This is a genomic window from Streptomyces sp. BYX5S, assembly GCF_054724165.1.
This window is the reverse complement of sequence record NZ_CM138829.1, coordinates 5,010,805-5,026,406: the sequence shown is the minus strand read 5'-3', so window position 1 is coordinate 5,026,406 and position 15,602 is coordinate 5,010,805. Positions and strand designations below refer to the sequence as shown.

At 70.2% G+C, this 15,602-nt stretch carries 14 protein-coding genes; 3 read left to right on the top strand and 11 right to left on the bottom strand.

Annotated elements, in window-relative coordinates; genetic code table 11:
* Window positions 1-487: 487 nt before the first annotated feature.
* Both ACYBSK_RS22900 and ACYBSK_RS22895 read left to right on the top strand, forming a co-directional pair.
* Window positions 488-898: a tyrosinase family oxidase copper chaperone gene (locus tag ACYBSK_RS22900; RefSeq protein ID WP_460243129.1), complete on the top strand. Its 411-nt coding sequence runs from the start codon at window positions 488-490 to the stop codon at window positions 896-898.
* 5 nt (window positions 899-903) lie between these two features.
* Window positions 904-1,770 carry a tyrosinase family protein gene (locus ACYBSK_RS22895; protein WP_457479089.1) on the top strand — a complete coding sequence of 289 codons (867 nt, stop codon included), beginning with the start codon at window positions 904-906 and terminating at the stop codon, window positions 1,768-1,770.
* A gap of 67 nt (window positions 1,771-1,837) precedes the next feature.
* Here the strand turns inward: ACYBSK_RS22895 and ACYBSK_RS22890 are convergent, their stop codons facing one another.
* On the bottom strand, window positions 1,838-2,134 hold the full coding sequence (locus ACYBSK_RS22890) for a chaplin (RefSeq protein WP_457479088.1): 297 nt from the start codon (window positions 2,132-2,134) through the stop codon (window positions 1,838-1,840).
* A gap of 245 nt (window positions 2,135-2,379) precedes the next feature.
* Between ACYBSK_RS22890 and ACYBSK_RS22885 the strand changes: the two genes are divergently transcribed.
* A complete protein-coding gene (locus ACYBSK_RS22885; RefSeq protein WP_460243128.1) occupies window positions 2,380-3,576 on the top strand; it encodes an FAD-dependent monooxygenase in 1,197 nt (398 codons plus the stop codon).
* Window position 3,577: 1 nt separating this feature from the next.
* On the opposite strand, the gene ACYBSK_RS22880 is transcribed toward ACYBSK_RS22885, so the two are convergent.
* The 10 genes from ACYBSK_RS22880 to ACYBSK_RS22835 all read right to left on the bottom strand — a co-directional run bounded on the left by ACYBSK_RS22880 (window position 3,578) and on the right by ACYBSK_RS22835 (window position 15,550).
* Window positions 3,578-4,204 carry a TetR/AcrR family transcriptional regulator gene (locus tag ACYBSK_RS22880; RefSeq protein ID WP_460243127.1) on the bottom strand — a complete coding sequence of 209 codons (627 nt, stop codon included), beginning with the start codon at window positions 4,202-4,204 and terminating at the stop codon, window positions 3,578-3,580.
* Between the two features lie 4 nt (window positions 4,205-4,208).
* Complete coding sequence (locus ACYBSK_RS22875) at window positions 4,209-5,336, bottom strand: hypothetical protein (protein ID WP_460243126.1); 1,128 nt, start codon at window positions 5,334-5,336, stop codon at window positions 4,209-4,211.
* A gap of 33 nt (window positions 5,337-5,369) precedes the next feature.
* Window positions 5,370-6,899 (bottom strand): FAD-dependent oxidoreductase, encoded by a 1,530-nt coding sequence (locus tag ACYBSK_RS22870; RefSeq protein WP_460243125.1) that lies wholly within the window; start codon window positions 6,897-6,899, stop codon window positions 5,370-5,372.
* A 124-nt stretch (window positions 6,900-7,023) separates the two neighbouring features.
* On the bottom strand, window positions 7,024-8,220 hold the full coding sequence (gene manD, locus ACYBSK_RS22865) for a D-mannonate dehydratase ManD (protein ID WP_460243124.1): 1,197 nt from the start codon (window positions 8,218-8,220) through the stop codon (window positions 7,024-7,026).
* A gap of 50 nt (window positions 8,221-8,270) precedes the next feature.
* On the bottom strand, window positions 8,271-9,095 hold the full coding sequence (locus ACYBSK_RS22860) for a carbohydrate ABC transporter permease (RefSeq protein WP_457479082.1): 825 nt from the start codon (window positions 9,093-9,095) through the stop codon (window positions 8,271-8,273).
* On the bottom strand, window positions 9,092-10,048 hold the full coding sequence (locus ACYBSK_RS22855; RefSeq protein ID WP_460243123.1) for a carbohydrate ABC transporter permease: 957 nt from the start codon (window positions 10,046-10,048) through the stop codon (window positions 9,092-9,094). The genes ACYBSK_RS22860 and ACYBSK_RS22855 overlap by 4 nt, the downstream gene beginning before the upstream one ends.
* Window positions 10,048-11,358, bottom strand: coding sequence for an ABC transporter substrate-binding protein (locus ACYBSK_RS22850; protein ID WP_460243122.1), 1,311 nt, complete (start codon window positions 11,356-11,358; stop codon window positions 10,048-10,050). The genes ACYBSK_RS22855 and ACYBSK_RS22850 overlap by 1 nt, the downstream gene beginning before the upstream one ends.
* Before the next feature lie 126 nt (window positions 11,359-11,484).
* A complete protein-coding gene (locus ACYBSK_RS22845; protein WP_460243121.1) occupies window positions 11,485-12,237 on the bottom strand; it encodes a FadR/GntR family transcriptional regulator in 753 nt (250 codons plus the stop codon).
* 73 nt (window positions 12,238-12,310) lie between these two features.
* Window positions 12,311-13,048 carry a hypothetical protein gene (locus tag ACYBSK_RS22840; protein WP_460243120.1) on the bottom strand — a complete coding sequence of 246 codons (738 nt, stop codon included), beginning with the start codon at window positions 13,046-13,048 and terminating at the stop codon, window positions 12,311-12,313.
* 102 nt (window positions 13,049-13,150) lie between these two features.
* Window positions 13,151-15,550, bottom strand: coding sequence for a fibronectin type III domain-containing protein (locus ACYBSK_RS22835; RefSeq protein WP_460243119.1), 2,400 nt, complete (start codon window positions 15,548-15,550; stop codon window positions 13,151-13,153).
* Between the last annotated feature and the right edge of the window lie 52 nt (window positions 15,551-15,602).

The following is a 15,602-nucleotide window of genomic DNA, read 5'->3' as shown; positions in this document are numbered from 1 at the left end:
GGCGCTCTGCGGCGCCAGGAGAGAACTGAGAAAGTCATATTTTCCGGCGGCATCCTCGGTGGATGTCGCCCCCGAATGCGGGGGTGGATGTGAAGGCGCCGGGGTGTGGCTTCACTTGATACACCACTGTGTTGGACTTGTGAAATTGTCTCCCATCGCGCAACTGGGCTTCGGTGTGCGCGTCAATGACGAGGCCTTTATTCACTCGACCGGAGTCGAAACTCCTTCGGTGCTGACCCGTTGTTGGGTATGTCGGACACCGGTCCCGCCTGAAGTGGGGAAATGTCCATGTCGTGTTCATGTCTCATCTCAAGAAGGGCTTTGACGAAGCCTTTTCATGAGAACGTCGGGCGGAAGGTTTCAGCTACGGCGTGACTATGTTGGAGTTGTGAATGTCGCGCCCGGCGTGCGACGGCGCCGCCCGGCGCGCGCCCTTTGTCGAACAGGCATTCATGTTTGCGCGGGCCACCGGACTTACGAGGAGGAGATGATCGTGAATCCCCATGCGCTGCCGGCCGGCGCACAGCCATCGTGGACGAGGCCGCTCCTGACCCGGCGCAGCGTGGGTCTGATTCTGCTCGGAGCCGTCTCCAGCGCGGCCGCGGTCCTCGGGGTCCGCCCGTCCGGACGCGGGGAGCCGAGGGCGGCCGAAGGGTTCGACGAGACGTACCTGGGCCGGCGGATCGTCGGCGCCCGGCTGCCCGGTGCGGCGGCGGGGGCGGCCGCGTGGCACGTCACCGTCGACGGACGCCCGTTGCACCTCATGGGCCGCGCCGACGGCACGTATCTGAGCATGGTCGACCACTACACCTGCCATCCCACCCCGCTGGCCGCCGCCAAGGCGGCCGTGGCCGAGCTCGGCGGTCAGGAACTGCGGCCCCACGAACCGGAGATGTGAGGTACATGGTCCACACACGTCAGAACCAGCGCACGCTCACGAAGGCACAGAAGCGGCGCTTCGTGGACGCGGTGCTCGCCCTCAAACGCTCCGGCCGGTACGACGAGTTCGTCCGCATGCACATCGACTTCTACGTGGGGGACGGGGACGGTGGCCTGCGGGTCGCGCACATGACGCCGTCGTTCTTCCCCTGGCACCGCAAGTTCCTGCTGGAGTTCGAGAAGGCGCTGCAACGGGTCGACTCGGGCGTCACGGTTCCCTATTGGGACTGGACCGCGGACCGTACGCCCGCCGTCTCCCTGTGGGGCGACGACTTCCTGGGCGGCAACGGCCGCCGCTCCGACCGGCAGGTCACGTCGGGCCCCTTCGCGCACCGGAGCGGGCACTGGAACATCACGGCGGCGGTGACCGACGGGGACTTCCTGATGCGGGACTTCGGCCGGCCGCAGTCCCCGGTCGACCTGCCGACCAAGGCGGACCTCGCGGGCGCCATGGACGAGACCGAGTACGACGTGGAGCCGTGGAACTCGCTGGCGCCGCGCGGCTTCCGCAACAAGCTGGAGGGCTGGCCCCTGCGGCGCGGCGGCGCCTGGTTCAACCACAACCTGGTGCACCGCTGGGTCGGCGGGCACATGCTCGGCGCGGCGTCCGTCAACGACCCCGTCTTCTGGCTCCACCACGCCTTCGTCGACCTGTGCTGGTCGCGATGGCGGCAGCGCCACGAGAAGGCCGACCGCTACCTCCCCGCGCGGCAGCCCGGCCTCGGTGACGCGCAGCGCGGTCGCGTGCTGGCGCTGGGCGACACCATGCCGCCGTGGGACACCCCGCTGCGCGACATGCTCGAACACAAGTCGCTGTACCGGTACGACTGACGGCCCCCACGGGCAATGGCCCCCGGCACGGTGTGCCGGGGGCCATTGACAGAGTTCAGCGCGAGCTTCAGCCGCCGTAGCCGTAGCCGGCGTCGTCGCCGTAGCCGCCGTCGTCGTGACCCGCGTCGCCGTTGACGCAGGTGTTGCCGAAGGCCGGGTTCAGCGCACCGATGACGTTCACGGTGTTGCCGCAGACGTTGACCGGGACGTGGACCGGGACCTGGAGCAGGTTGCCGGACAGGACGCCCGGCGAGTTGCTGGCCGAGCCCTGAGCGCCCGCGTCAGCCATGGCCAGGCCGGCACCACCGAGCACCACGGCGCCCGTGCCGAGCGCGACAGCGGCTGTCTTCGCGATGCGAGACATCACGTTCTCCTTTTGTTCAGCAAACGCGGCCGCGTGGTCGCAGCCGTCGGCTCATTCAACGGCGTCCCCCGCACGGGGACACGGTTGATACGCGGATACATCCTGAAAAAGACAAGAATTCAGCCTCAATGGGTGATCATTCCGCGAACCCCTCAAGAACCTGACGGCCGCCGGGTCGTTTCGCCTTAGTGTCAACCGGCACATCCGCGAGAGAGCGCCGCGTCCTGCGGCAGAAGAGAGCGCACATGAAGGTGGTCTGCGCCGGCGGCGGACCCGCGTCCCTGTACCTGGCCATCCTCCTCAAGCTGCACGACCGCGGCTGGGACCTCACCGTCCACGAGAAGAACCCTGCTGGGTCGACCTACGGCTGGGGCGTCACCTACTGGCCGGACATGCTGGGCCTGCTCGCGGAGCACGACGCGGTGTCCGCCCGCGCCATCGAGGAGCACTCGGTCCGCTGGAACGACGGCGTGGCGCACGTCGGCGACCGGATCACCACCCACCACGGCGACGAGGGCTTCGCGATCGGCCGCCACCGCCTGCTGGAGATCCTCACCGAACGAGCGGACTCCCTGGGCGTCGACGTCCGCTTCGGCCGCCCGGTCACGCCGTCGAGCCCCGAACTCGAAGGCGACGTGATCGTCGCGGGCGACGGCTCGCGGAGCGCGCTGCGCGAGCAGCACGCCGAACACTTCGGCACGCGGACCGCCTTGGGTGCCAACCGGTTCATCTGGCTCGGCACCACACGGGTGTTCCGCTCCTTCACCTTCGCCTTCGTGGAGACCGAGCACGGCTGGCTGTGGTGCTACGCGTACGGGTTCGACGGCGAGCACAGCACCTGCATCGTCGAGTGCTCGCCGGACACCTGGACGGGGCTCGGGCTCGACTCCCTGGAGCGGGGCGTCGCCCTGAAGCTCCTGGAGGGCCTCTTCGCGGAGGTGCTGGAGGGCCACCCGCTCATCGGGCGCACCGACACCGACGGCCCGTCGCAGTGGCAGCGGTTCCCCACCGTCACCAACCGCGTCTGGTCCCGAGGCAACCTGGTCCTGCTCGGCGACGCCGCCCACACCACGCACTACTCCATCGGCGCCGGCACCACGCTGGCGATGCAGGACGCGATGGCGCTCGCCCGCGCCCTGCGACAGCCGGACCCGCTGCCCGCCGGGCTCGACCGCTACGAGCGGGCGCGCCGACGCGAGTTGCTGCCGATGCAGAGCGCGGCCCGGCACAGTGCGAACTGGTACGAGAACCTGACGCGCTACATCCACCTGGAACCGCACCAGATGTTCGCCCTGCTCGGCCAGCGCCACTCCCCGCTGCTCCCGTACGTCCCGCCCCAGCTCTACTACCGGGTCGACCGCGCGGTCGAACACACGCAGGCGCTGCGCTCGCTGAAGCGCTGGCTCGGCCCGCGCGTCGCGCGGATCCTCCAGAACAAGTGACCTAAGGGCGGGGGCGTGCGGCGGCCGCGGTCCGCGGGGAGAGGGCCGGAGCGAGCCAGCGGTCGAGGAAGGCGCGGAGCCGGTCCTCGTCCCGCGGGGTCTCGCCGGGGTGCTCAAGGAGCGAGGTCAGCAGGCGCATGATGATCTCGGCGAGTCCGTCGAGATCGTCCTCGCCGATGCCCGCGGCCGCCCAGTCGACGGGGAACCGCTGGAGCATCTTGGCGCCGTACGTGAGGGTGTCACTGGTGGTGGCGCCGCGGCCGAACGCGGTGGTGTCCCCGCGTTGCAGCAGCAGGCTCAGGCGCGGTTCGGTGGGGATGGTCCGTACGCAGAAGACCATGCCCTCGACCACGGCCTCGGCCGGATCGGTGATCCCCTGAAGGTGAGCGATCATCAGGTCGACGAAGGATTCGGCGCCCTGGGCCGCCACCTCGGCGATGATGTCGCCGACGCCGCTGAAGTGTCGGTACACCGTCTGGCGGGTGACGCCGAGTTCGCCGGCGACGTCGGACAGCGTCGTCTTCGTGACACCGTGCCGGTCGATGCAGCGGGCGGTCGCGTCGATGATCCGCTGCCGTGCCTCCGCATCCGATGCGGGAGGGCGGCCTCCCCAGCCGTGGTGACCCATGTCCTCAGGATCGCACAGGCTCCTCGGCCCGCCGGGGCACGGTCGCGCGGACCGCCGCCACGACGAGAACGGTCGCGGCGACGACGCACAGCGCGGTGTACCAGAGGCTGCCGACCGGGGTGCTCTGCGCGGTGACACCGTCGGAGGCGTCGAGGAGGGCGGGCAACGCGACCAGCCAGAACACGACATGAACGCCGAGGTACAGCGCCGGACAGATCCGGGCGAACCACGGCGACGCCACCGGGCCCGCGGCCGTGCGCCGCGCGCGCCACGCGTCCGCGAGCAGCCACAGGCCCACGGCCCAGACCAGGCCGATCTCCACGCCCAGGATCGCCCGCTGGATCCCCAGGTGGTCCCCGCCCCGGAAGAGGTTGCTGGGTATCCCGGCGATCCCCATGGCGAGAGGCGTCAGGGCACCGGCGGCGAGCGTGCGCAGCGCGATCCGGCGCCCGGTGAGCGGGCCCCGGCCGCCCCGCGCGCCGACCAGCCGTACGACGAGGTAGGCCAGCGCGCCGAAGGACACCGAGGCGAAGAGGAACATGCTGTTCATCGGCACCGAGGCGAGCGCCGGCTCGTTGATCGTCCGGTTGCCCGGGTTCCAGGCCCACCACTTCAGCTGGGGGCCGAGCTGATCGAAGATCTCGTAGAACACCTGGCAGACGAACGCGACGGCCAGTGAACCGGCCAGCGGGCCGCGCCGCGTGAACACGCCGAGGACGCGCACCAGTTCGTAGGCGAGCTGCGACAGGGCCGGGTAGAAGGCCACGATGTACAGCGGCAGCCGGTCGTACATGAACTGCACGGTGAACACGTTGTGGGAGAAGATGAACCCGACGTGTTCCTGAAGGCCGAACCAGCTCGGGAAGTAGAGCGGCGGCTCGATCACCGCCAGGTAGACCACCGAGGCGCACCACAGGGAGATGTTGACCGGGTCGCCGTCGCGTCGCCAGCGCCGCCACGCGTGGACGAGGGCGAACAACGCGCTGCCGATGACGAGGAGTTCGAGGAACGGCATCGTGCCGTGCTCGAGTCCGAACGGGTCGCGGACGTCCACGACGGGAGCCGCGTCGTGGCAGGAGAAGCCGAGCCCTTGCGCGAGGCGCTCGGCCGCGGCGTCGCAGGAGTAGCCCATTCGTCGCTCCTCGGTTCGGTGGGGCCGGACGGCTCAGTCGTTGACGAGGCCGGAGTCGGTGGCGGGCGTCCGGCCGGCGCGGGCGCGGACGGTGCCGTCGGTGAGATCCGTGAAGTCGGTCGCGGGCGGGTCCTGCTGGTCGTCGAAACCGCCTGGAACGACGGTGCGGCCGAGGAGTTGTCGCACCTTGTAGCGGGCGATGCGCAGCCAGAACCGGGGATCGGTGGCCATCTCGCGCAGCGACTTGTCGAGGTTGAAGACCTCGGCGAACGTCCGCTCCACGTAGGCGTCCTCACGGCTCGTGGCGGTGATGGCGTTGAAGACCGGCCAGCTCATGCGCGCGGCCAGCTTGCGACGCCAGGCGGCCACGACCTCGCTCCCGGTCGCGAAGTCGTACGCCTGGTCGCGGGCCATGGCGAGCATCCACGGGACGTCGAGGGAGGTCTTCTGCCGGTCGAGGAAGTCGCGGAAGAAGGCCGCGTCGAGGGTGTTCCGGCCGGTGAGCGCCTCGTCGAGGATGAGTGCGGAGCGGGCCGCCGAGCTCATGCCCTGGGCGTAGAACGGGTTGAACGCGCAGATCGAGTCGCCGATGCTCACCAGGCCGAGGGGCGGCCGGTCGAGCAGGTCGAAGCGGCGCCACTTGTTGCCGGTCGAGCGGGTGAGGTGCACCTCGGAGGTCGGCGTGCAGGTGTGCATCGCCTGCCCGAAGGCCGTCGCCCGTACGCGGTCCGCCGCGGCCTCGAACGTCTCCACCTCGCGGGGCATCCGCAGGCCCCACGCGCCCATGCACACGATCGCCCGGTCGCCTTCGATGGGGAAGAAGTTGCTGAGGAACTCGTGCTCCTCGGGGTGGTCGCCCGTGTCCTGTGTCGGCGTGACGACCAGGTGCTTCCACCACCACGATGCGGGGCGCCGGTCGGCGGGCGGCAGGTCGTACCACCGCGAGGTGTAGGTGACCTTGGCGTCGAGCGTCTTCTCCCGCGTCGCGGGCCACCCCGCCGCCGACAGCCACTCCGCCACCGACGAGCCGCGCCCCAGCGCGTCGACGACCAGGCCCGCGGCGAGATGGCCCGCGTCCTCGTCGTCCGTACGGAAGTCGACCCCGTCGACGCGTCCGGCCGTGGTGCCGCCGCCGGTGGAGCGCAGCCCGGTGACGGTCACCCCCTCGCGGACCTCGATGTTCGTCAGCTCACGGACCTTGTCGCGCAGGACCCGCTCGATGAGCACGCGGGAGCTGTAGACCATCGTCATCGAGCCGGCCTTGCGCGGGGCGTAACCGTCGTTCTCGCAGTACGCCGCGTCCAGCGACGGCATCAGGAGCATCCCGCCCGCGTCGATCAGCGCCTCCTCGAAACCGGGGAAGATCTCGCCGATCGCGCGACGCCCGGAGTTGAGAAGGAAGTGCGGGTGCTTGCTCTGCGGCACGCCCCGCCGGTGCCGCGCGTCCGGCGGCAGCCGGTCCCGCTCCAGGACGATCACCTGCTCGAAGTGGCGCGCGAGCACCCCCGCCGCGCACAGCCCCGCCACGCTGCCGCCGAGCACCACGGCCGTCTGTCCCTGCATGCCTGCTCCATTCATACACATCATGACTGAATGTATGATCGATGGAGGGGGAAGCTAACAGGCGCGGCGTGAAGGTGCCAGCCTTGTGCGGCCAACTTCTGTGCGGAATCGCGGAGTTGACGGCTCACCAGTCGTGCAGCGAACCGTCCTGGAGCCGGTTGACCGGCAGGTAGGCCTGGTCGTAGGGGTGGTGGGCGGCCAGGGACTCGTCCAACTCGACGCCGAGACCGGGCTGTTCGCCGGGGTGGAGATAGCCGTCGGTGAAGGTGTAGGCGTGCTGGAAGACCTCGTCGGTGCGGGCGGTGTGGCCCGAGTACTCCTGGATGCCGAAGTTGTGGACGGCGAGGTCGAGGTGGAGTGCGGCGGCCAGGCCGACGGGGGAGATGTCCTCGGGGCCATGGGTGGCGGTGCGGATCTGGTAGAGCGCGGCGAAGTCGAAGAGCTTCTTCAGCGGGGTGATGCCGCCGAAGTGGGTGACGGCGGAGCGGACGTAGTCGATGAGGCGCTCCGTGATGAGCGTCTGGTAGTCGTGGACCGTGTTGAAGACCTCGCCGACCGCCAGCGGAGTGGTGGTCGCGGCGCGGACCTGACGGAACGCCTCCTGGTTCTCCGCGGGCGTGCAGTCCTCCAGCCAGAACGGACGGTACGGCTCCAGATCGCGCCCGAGCCGCGCCGCCTGGGTGGGGCTGAGACGGTGGTGCGCGTCGTGCAGCAGCGGCAGTTCGGTGCCGAACTCGGCGCGGACGGCCTCGAAGACGCTCGGCAGGTGGCGCAGGTAGGCCTCGGTGTCCCAGTCCTCCACCAGCGGGCGGCGCTGCTGGTGGGCGACGCCGGCATGCACTCCGTAGACCGCCTTGAGGCCGGGGATGCCGGTCTGGATGCGGACGGCCCGGTAGCCCTCGTCGAGGCGGGCGCGCACCGAGTCGAGCAGCTCGGGGAGGGTGGCGCCGTTCGCGTGCCCGTAGGCGCGGATGCGGTCGCGGCTCGCCCCGCCGAGAAGCTGATACAGCGGCATGCCCGCCGCCTTGGCCTTGATGTCCCACAGGGCGGTGTCCACGGCGGCCACGGCGGCCATGGTGACCGGGCCGCGCCGCCAGTACGCGCCGCGGTAGAGGTACTGCCAGGTGTCCTCGATGCGGTGCGGGTCGAGGCCGGTGAGCAGGGGGGCCACGTGGTCCTGGAGGTAGCTCACGACGGCGAGTTCGCGGCCGTTGAGGGTGGCGTCGCCCAGGCCGGTGAGGCCTTCGTCGGTGGTCAGCTTGAGCGTGACGAAGTTGCGGCCGGGGGAGGTGACGACGACCTTCGCGTCAACGATCTTCATGGGTCACTTTCTGTGGAACGGGGACGTGCCGAGGGCGGGAAAGGAGTGGCTCAGCCCTTGGCGGCGCCCGAAGTGAGCCCGGCCACCAGGTACTTCTGGCCGAGCAGCGCCGCGATCAGCACGGGCACGGTGATGAGGGTGGCGGCCGCCATCAGGCCGCCCCAGTCGGTCGAGGCGTAGGACATGAACTGGAACAGCGTCACCGGCACCGTCTGCGTGGTGTCGTCGGCGAAGACCAGGGCGAACATGAAGTTGTTCCAGCTGAAGACGAACGCGAGCAGGCAGGCCGTGGCCGTGCCGGGCGCCGCCAGCGGCAGCGTGATGCGCCGGAACGCGCCGAACGCGCTCAACCCGTCGGTGCGGGCGGCCTCTTCGAGCTCGACCGGCAGTCCCGCGAAGAAGCTGATCATGATCCAGAGGATCAGCGGCACCGAGACGAACATGTGGCTCAGCACCAGGACCGTGTAGGAACCGACCAGGCCGAGCTGTGCGAAGAGGTAGTACCAGGGAACCAGCAGTGAGATGGCCGGGACGATGCGGGCCACCAGGATCAGCGAGCCCGTGCGGTGCATCCCGAACCGCCCCACCGCCCACGCGGCCGGTACCGCGATCACGGCGGACAGCACCGTCGACACCACGCCGACGAGCAGCGAGTTGCCCATGGAGCGCAGGATCGGGCTGTCGGTGAGCACCGTGCGCAGGTTCTCCAGCGTCGGGGTGAACCACAGCCCGACGGACGGGTCGGTCACCTGCACGTTCGTCTTGAACGCGGCGGCGAACATCCACACCATCGGCAGTGCGAAGACCAGCATCACGCCCACGATCGCGGCGGCCCGGAGCCGTCCCAGCCAGGCCCTGCCGTGCGCGGTGCTCATACGTCGTTCCTTCCGCTACGGCGCCGCAGGGCCACCACGACGCCGACGATCACGAGGGTGAACAGCACCAGCAGCGCGGCGGCGAGGCCGTACTCCTGGTAGTCGAAGGTGAGGCCGTACGCGTACACGTTGAGGGTCTCGACCTCGAAGTCGGCGCCGCCGCCCGGCCCCTTGGTGGCGTACAGCAGGTCGAAGGTCTTCAGCGCGTCCACGGCCCGCAGTACGAGCGCGGTGCCGAGCGCGGGGGCCAGCATGGGAAGGATCACGTGGCGGAACCGCTGCCAGGGCCCGGCGCCGTCCACGAGCGCCGCCTCCTCCGGCTCCTCGGGGAGCGTGGTGAGGCCGGCGAGCAGCAGCAGTGCCATCATCGGCGTCCACTGCCACACGTCGATCAGCATGAGCGTCGGCAGCGACTGGCCGACCGAGCCGAGGAACTCCAGTCGGGGCAGGCCGAGTCCGGACAGCAGGTGGTTGGCGATGCCGTTGGTCGGGTCCAGGATCAGCAGCCACAGGATGCCGATGGCGACCGGCGTCGTCAGCAGCGGGATGATCAGCACGGTGCGGACCCAGCGGATGCCGCGGAACGGCTTGCGCAGCAGCATCGCGACGGCCAGACCGAGCACGGTCTCCAGCAGCACGGCCACGACGGTGAACTGGAGGGTGCGCCAGGCGGCGGGCCAGAAGCGCCGGGTGTCGGTGAGCAGGTCGCCGAAGTTGCGCAGCCCGACGTGGCTCGACCCGGCGTTCACCGCGCCGAACGCGTCGGTGAGGGACAGGCCGACCGTGTACGCGAGCGGAAACACGATCATGAGGCCGACGAAGAGCAGCGCCGGGGTCAGCATCGTCCACTTCAGCCGCCGGTTGGCCGACTCGAAGGAGCGCGGGGGTCTGTGCGCACGGCCCGGTCCGGACGGCTGCTTCCGGGTGCGGCCGGGGATCTGGAGGGTCGCCATCACGACTCCTTGTGCCGGTTGTCGCGGACGAGGAACTCGCCGAACTCGGCGTCGGCGTCGCGGGCCACCGAGGCCACGTCCTGGCCCAGGATCCCGGCCACCAGCGGGCGGCCGACGATGTCCCGGGCCCGCCCCACCTGGAGCACCTGGGGCCGGTCGTGGCCCAGGCCGTGCGCGGCGTTGACGCGCATCGCGGCGGCCAGATCGTCGGGGAAGGCCCCGAGCGTACGGGCGTCCTCCCACACCGAGCCGCGGGCGCCGGGTATCCCGGCCGCCTGGAGGGTGCGCGACATCTGTGGCCCCGCCGCCCAGCGGATGAACTCCCAGGCGTCGTCCTGGAGCCGGGAGAAGCGGTTGATGCCCAGGCTCCACGACGGGATGTTGTGCGGCCTCGCCCCGGCCGGGCCCGCCGGGAACGGCGCGAAGCCCACATGCTTGCGCACGGTCGACACCTTGGGGTCCAGGAAGCTGCTGTACACGGCGTCCGCGTCCACGCAGAACGCCGCCTTGCCCTGCGCGAAGATCGGGGTGACCTGCTCCAGGCTCATGTTGGTGGCGCCGGGCGGACCCGCGCGGTGCAGCAGCCGGCCGTAGTAACGGTAGGCGGCGAGCGCCTGCGGCGTGCCGATGCCGGAGCGGCCGTCGACGGTGAAGTCCCCGCCGTGCGAGTACAGGAAGCTCGACCACTGGGAGACCGCGCCGTTGCGCTGGCCGCGGCCGGTGTAACCGTAGAACTGCCGGTCCCGGTCGGTGAGTTCGAGTGCCTGCCGCATCAGGGCGTCGAGGGTGCGCGGCGGGTCGGCCAGGTCCTTGCGGTAGTAGAGCACCGGCCGTTCGGTCACGACCGGCACGCTCAGGATGCGGCCGCCGGTCACCGAGGCCCGGCGGGGCGCCGGCTGGAAGTCCTGCCAGTCGAAGGCGCGGTCGCCGCGGATCCGGTCACCGAGATCGGTGAGCCAGCCGTTGTGCGCGAAGACCAGCTGGTCCTGGAGGGCGCGGACCATCATCACGTCCACGTCGGTGCCGGACGCGTTGAGCTTCACGTTGTAGCTGCTGGTGAGCTGGTCGGCGGTGAGCAGGGTGATGCTGACCCGGCGGCCGATCCGCTCCTCGAACTCCGCTGCGCGGCGGCGGACGGCCTGCGACCAGACGTGGTTGATCGCCATGATCCGCAAGGGGGTGTTCGCCGAGGGCGGCCCGCCGGAGCGTCCGCAGGCGCTGAGCGCCCCGGCGGCACCGACTCCGGCCGCGAGCCGGACGAAGCCGCGGCGGCCCGTCCTGCGTCGGCCCATCGTGTCCAGGGGGGACATCGTCGTCTCTTCCTCTGAAGTCCGGTCCAACTGGTAGGACCAGTTGGGATGCGAGTGGACGCTAACAGCCCCCGGGGCGGGTGGGAACCCCTTGTTTTGGAATACGGACGGCTCGGCGCCGACGGGTCAGCCGGTCCGGCCCTCGCCGAGCAGGGTCTCGATGTGCCGCCTCGCCATGGTGTCGAGCTGGACGTCCAGGTCGGCGCCGTAGGTACGCAGCCCCAGGCTCAGGTGCTCGCGCATCCGGGAGCACGCCAGGTCGGCGTCCCGGGCCTCCAGGGCGGCGTAGATCTCCGGGTGGTGCGGCACGCCGGGCTCGCCGATCGACGGGTCGGAGTTCGACCGCAGCATCATCTCGAACATCATGCCGCTGATCGACGACAGCATGATCCGCAGTACCGGATTGCCGCTCGCCATCGCGATGGCGTCGTGGAACTCCAGGTCCGCCCGTGCCTTCGTCACGACGTCCGTGGCGCTCTCCGTCGTCTCCATGGCGGCCCGCACCGTGGCGAGGTCCTCGTCCGTGGCGCGTTCCGCGGCGAGCCGGATGATCTCCACCTCCACCGGCAGCCTGGCCTCGATGAGCTGCCGCACGGTGGGCCGCTCGGCCCGGTACAGGGCGTCGTACCCGCGCGCCTGCTCCGAACCCTGCTCCCGCACGAACGAGCCGCGCCCCGGCGCCACTTCGATGAGGCGCTTGGCCTCCAGCTGCCGCAGCGCCTCCCGTACGACGTTCCGGCTCGACCCGAACTGCGCGGCCAGCTCCCGTTCCGACGGGAGCTTCACGCCGACTTCGAGGGCCCCGGAGCGGATGTCGTGCTCCAGCCGGCGCGCGATGCGCTCGGTGAGAAGGCCGCTCTGACCGGAAGGTGTGGACATGATCAGCAGGATACCGAGCGATGGCGCGGCGGGCGTGGGCGGTGCGCGGGTGCCGGTGGGGCGGCCCCGCCGGTCAGAGGCCGAGGGAAGCGCGTACGGCGTCGATCTCGTCCAGCAGTTCTTCCATGATCTCGGGGGCCCGGTCCTCGTCGACGTCGTCCATGTCGACGCCGCACTCGATCTGGCGGGCCCGGGTCAGTGGGTGGTCCGGCAGGTGGAGGGGGAAGGCCAGGGGGTCCAGGCCGGGGGCCTCGCGCTGGAGTTGGCGGACGGTGTCGTCGTCGTTTCCGGTGCCGTCGCCGATCGTGAGCCAGTGATGGTGCTCGGCGTCGTACCGTACGAAACCGGCCTCGATGGCCTGCGTCCACGTCGTGAAGAGCGCGGCCGGGCTCGTGGCCGCGCGGGACGCGTCCCAGCTGTCGGGCGGGAGCGTGTAGCGCCAGATCTCGCCCGCGTGGTCTCCGTCGAGCACGATCGTGAAGAAGAGCGATTCGAAGTGGAACAAGGGCAGTTGGTGCCGCCAGGGGAACGGGACGCCGACCGACAGCGCCAAGTCGTCGAGCGCCGTGCCGTCCTTCGGCCACGGCAGGGCGAGCCCGCCGCCCGGCAGCAGCCTGCGCCCCTCCCAGCCCTGGTTCATGAGCCATGTCACCTGCTCCGGGACGTGTTCCACGTCGAAGAGCCGGTGGACCAGCTCGGGCGGCCGGTCCTCGGCGACGGCCGCGGCCTCCGGCCAGGCGAGGCCCGCGGCCGTGGCCGCCGCCCGGTAACCCGCCACCGCTTCACGCAGCACGGACATGTCGTCCAGCACGGTCAACCTCCTTGTTTCGCACTGTTCTTGGACAGCGGTCCGCCCGCCGGGCCGACGTGCGGCTCGGCGGGCGGACCGCCTACGTACCGGCGTACCCGCTCACTACGGTTTCGCGGGCGCCATGCACAGGTTGGCGCCGCTTCCGTTGACCCGGAAGCCGAAGCTCGGCGCGCCCGCCTGCACCCACGACTTGACGGGCAGCACGATGAACTTCTCCGCGTCCTTCACCTTGCACTTGCGGTAGAACCCGGAGATGTCGGAGCCCTGCGGCCCCGCCTCCGCCAGCGGCACCGGCTTCATCGACGCCGTCGGGCCCGACAGGTTGACCGCCTGGGTCGTCGTCCAGAACGGGAACTCGTCGCAGACCTTCGCCACCCGGCCCGTGCAGTTGTTCGGCTGGAACTGCGCCGTGTCGAACCAGCCGCGCGAGAAGCCCGCGGTCCGCGCCGCCTGGCCGCCCTGGCTGCGTCCCGGCGCGAGCCACTGGATGCGCTGCGGGGCCTGCGGCTGCTGGTAGTCCATGGCGTCCACGATGTGCTCACCGGTCTGCTGCATGTCCCTGAACCGGTAGTTCTTCCCGCCCGGGACGTAGAAGGCCACGTCGTCGTCGCACGCGGCGATGCTGCTCGACGCGCCCTTCTGCTTGGCGCACGCCTCGTCGATGGTGCGCCGGATGCGGGAGTCCTCGGCGCTGGTCCAGGCGAACGGCAGGTTGAACTCCTTGGTCAGGTCCTTCGTCGTTCTGATCAATTGAGCGTACGCCGCCAGGCTCTGGTACCACTGCCCTTCTTCGAGCCCCCAGTCCTCGTAGGTGTCGAAGTCGGTGGTGTGGTCGATCGGGTACTCGAGGAGCCCGCCGATGGCGATCGGGGACGCGTCGATGATCGACCAGAGCGTTCCGAGCAGCACCCCGACGATGATCGCGCCGGCGATCACGACGACCCAGTAGATGACCGCGGCGAGCACGGACGACACGGCGGCGCCGGCCGCCGCCTCCACCGGGGGAGCGAGCAGGATCGTGCAGGCGCGCGTCTCCAGGCACCAGACGACCGGCTGGATCGGATTGCCGGGATTGAACAGCGGTTTCACGTCGCCGGAGGAACCGCTCGACGACGGGAGCGAGGAGAGGGCCGGGCCGCCACCGGGTGACGTGACGTCGCGCAAAACCTTGGTGACGTCGTCCGAGCAGTCGAACTTCTCGTCCTCGTCCGGCGGCATGTGCTCGTCGACGCAGCTGGCGTCGGCGACCTTGTAGCAGCCGGGGAACACCTCGGTGCTGCCCTCGGGCGCCGTGACGTCGGCGCGTACGCTCTGCGCGGCGTAGAAGTCACCGCCCTGAGCCACACATTGCGAACTCTCGCTGGTGACCTGCTGCGTCACCGAGTCCGGAACCGCGGGCGCGACCGTCTTGGTGGTGAAGTCGCCCGAGAAGTCCCGCCACTTCGTGCCGTCCTCCTGCACCGCTTCGACGCGGAACGAGTACGAGGTGGCCGACTCCAGCGACTCGATGGGATAGGTGACGGTGCTGTCCGCCGTGCACGGATCCGCCGGTTCGCCCGCGTCGTCCAGGCAGTACTGCTTCATCGGGAACTCGCCCAGCAGCTCGCCGTCCAGGTACGTGCGGTATTTGGCGTCCCCGTTGGGGTCGGGCTGCCACGTGGCCGTGGCGCCGCCGTCCTCGATGTCGAGCTTCAGCTCGGGATCGGGATCGGGCGGCGTCGCGGCGGTCCGGAACGTCTTCGTCGCCGGGGTGGCCGACTTGTTGCCGGCGAGGTCGACGGCGACGACGGACACGGTGTGCTCGGTCTCCGGGGGCAGACCGGTCATCGTGTACGAGCGGGTCGCGCTGTTGGTGCGGACCGCGGGGCCGCCGTCGACGCTGATGTCGTAGCCGGCCAGGCCGTAGTTGTCGGTGGCCGCGGACCAGCTGGCCGTCGCCGAGTTGTGCGTGATGTCGCCGACGGAGAGGCCGGTGACGTTGCTCGGCGCGATCTTGTCGACGATGTTGAAGGAGCGCAGCACGCGCGCGTACCGCTTCGGCTCGCGCTCGGCGCGGGCGCACACCAGGTTCTCGCCGAGCTGCGGCGGACGCAGGCGCGTCTTCCACGACGAGGCCCACCCGGCCACGCCGTCCGGCGCGTCACCGATGGCGAAGTCGGTGGTGACCGTGCGGCCCATCGAGACGTCGACCATCTTCGCCTGCTTGTGCAGGACGCCGGAGAGGTCGATCTTGCCCTGTTCGTCGACCGCCACGTCCTCCGTGGGGGCCGGAAGGTCGAGCCGGACGGCGGCGTGGTTCTCGTCGTCGACCGAGTTCCCGTCGTCCCCGGGCGCGGTCATTCCGGCGCACGCGGACGGTGGCAGCTGTGCCTTCTCGGCGGCCTGCGCCTCGATGGCCGGCAGGTTCACCAGCGCCACGGGTATCGCGAGCGACAGCAGCAGCGCCTTGATTCTTAAGCGGGATCGGTCCCGTCTCTTGCGTGTCTTCCGTGCCTTGCGCATAGCCCCTCCCCTTGGGTCGTTCCGGTTTTTTCCGGCTTTTCGGCTGGTTCCG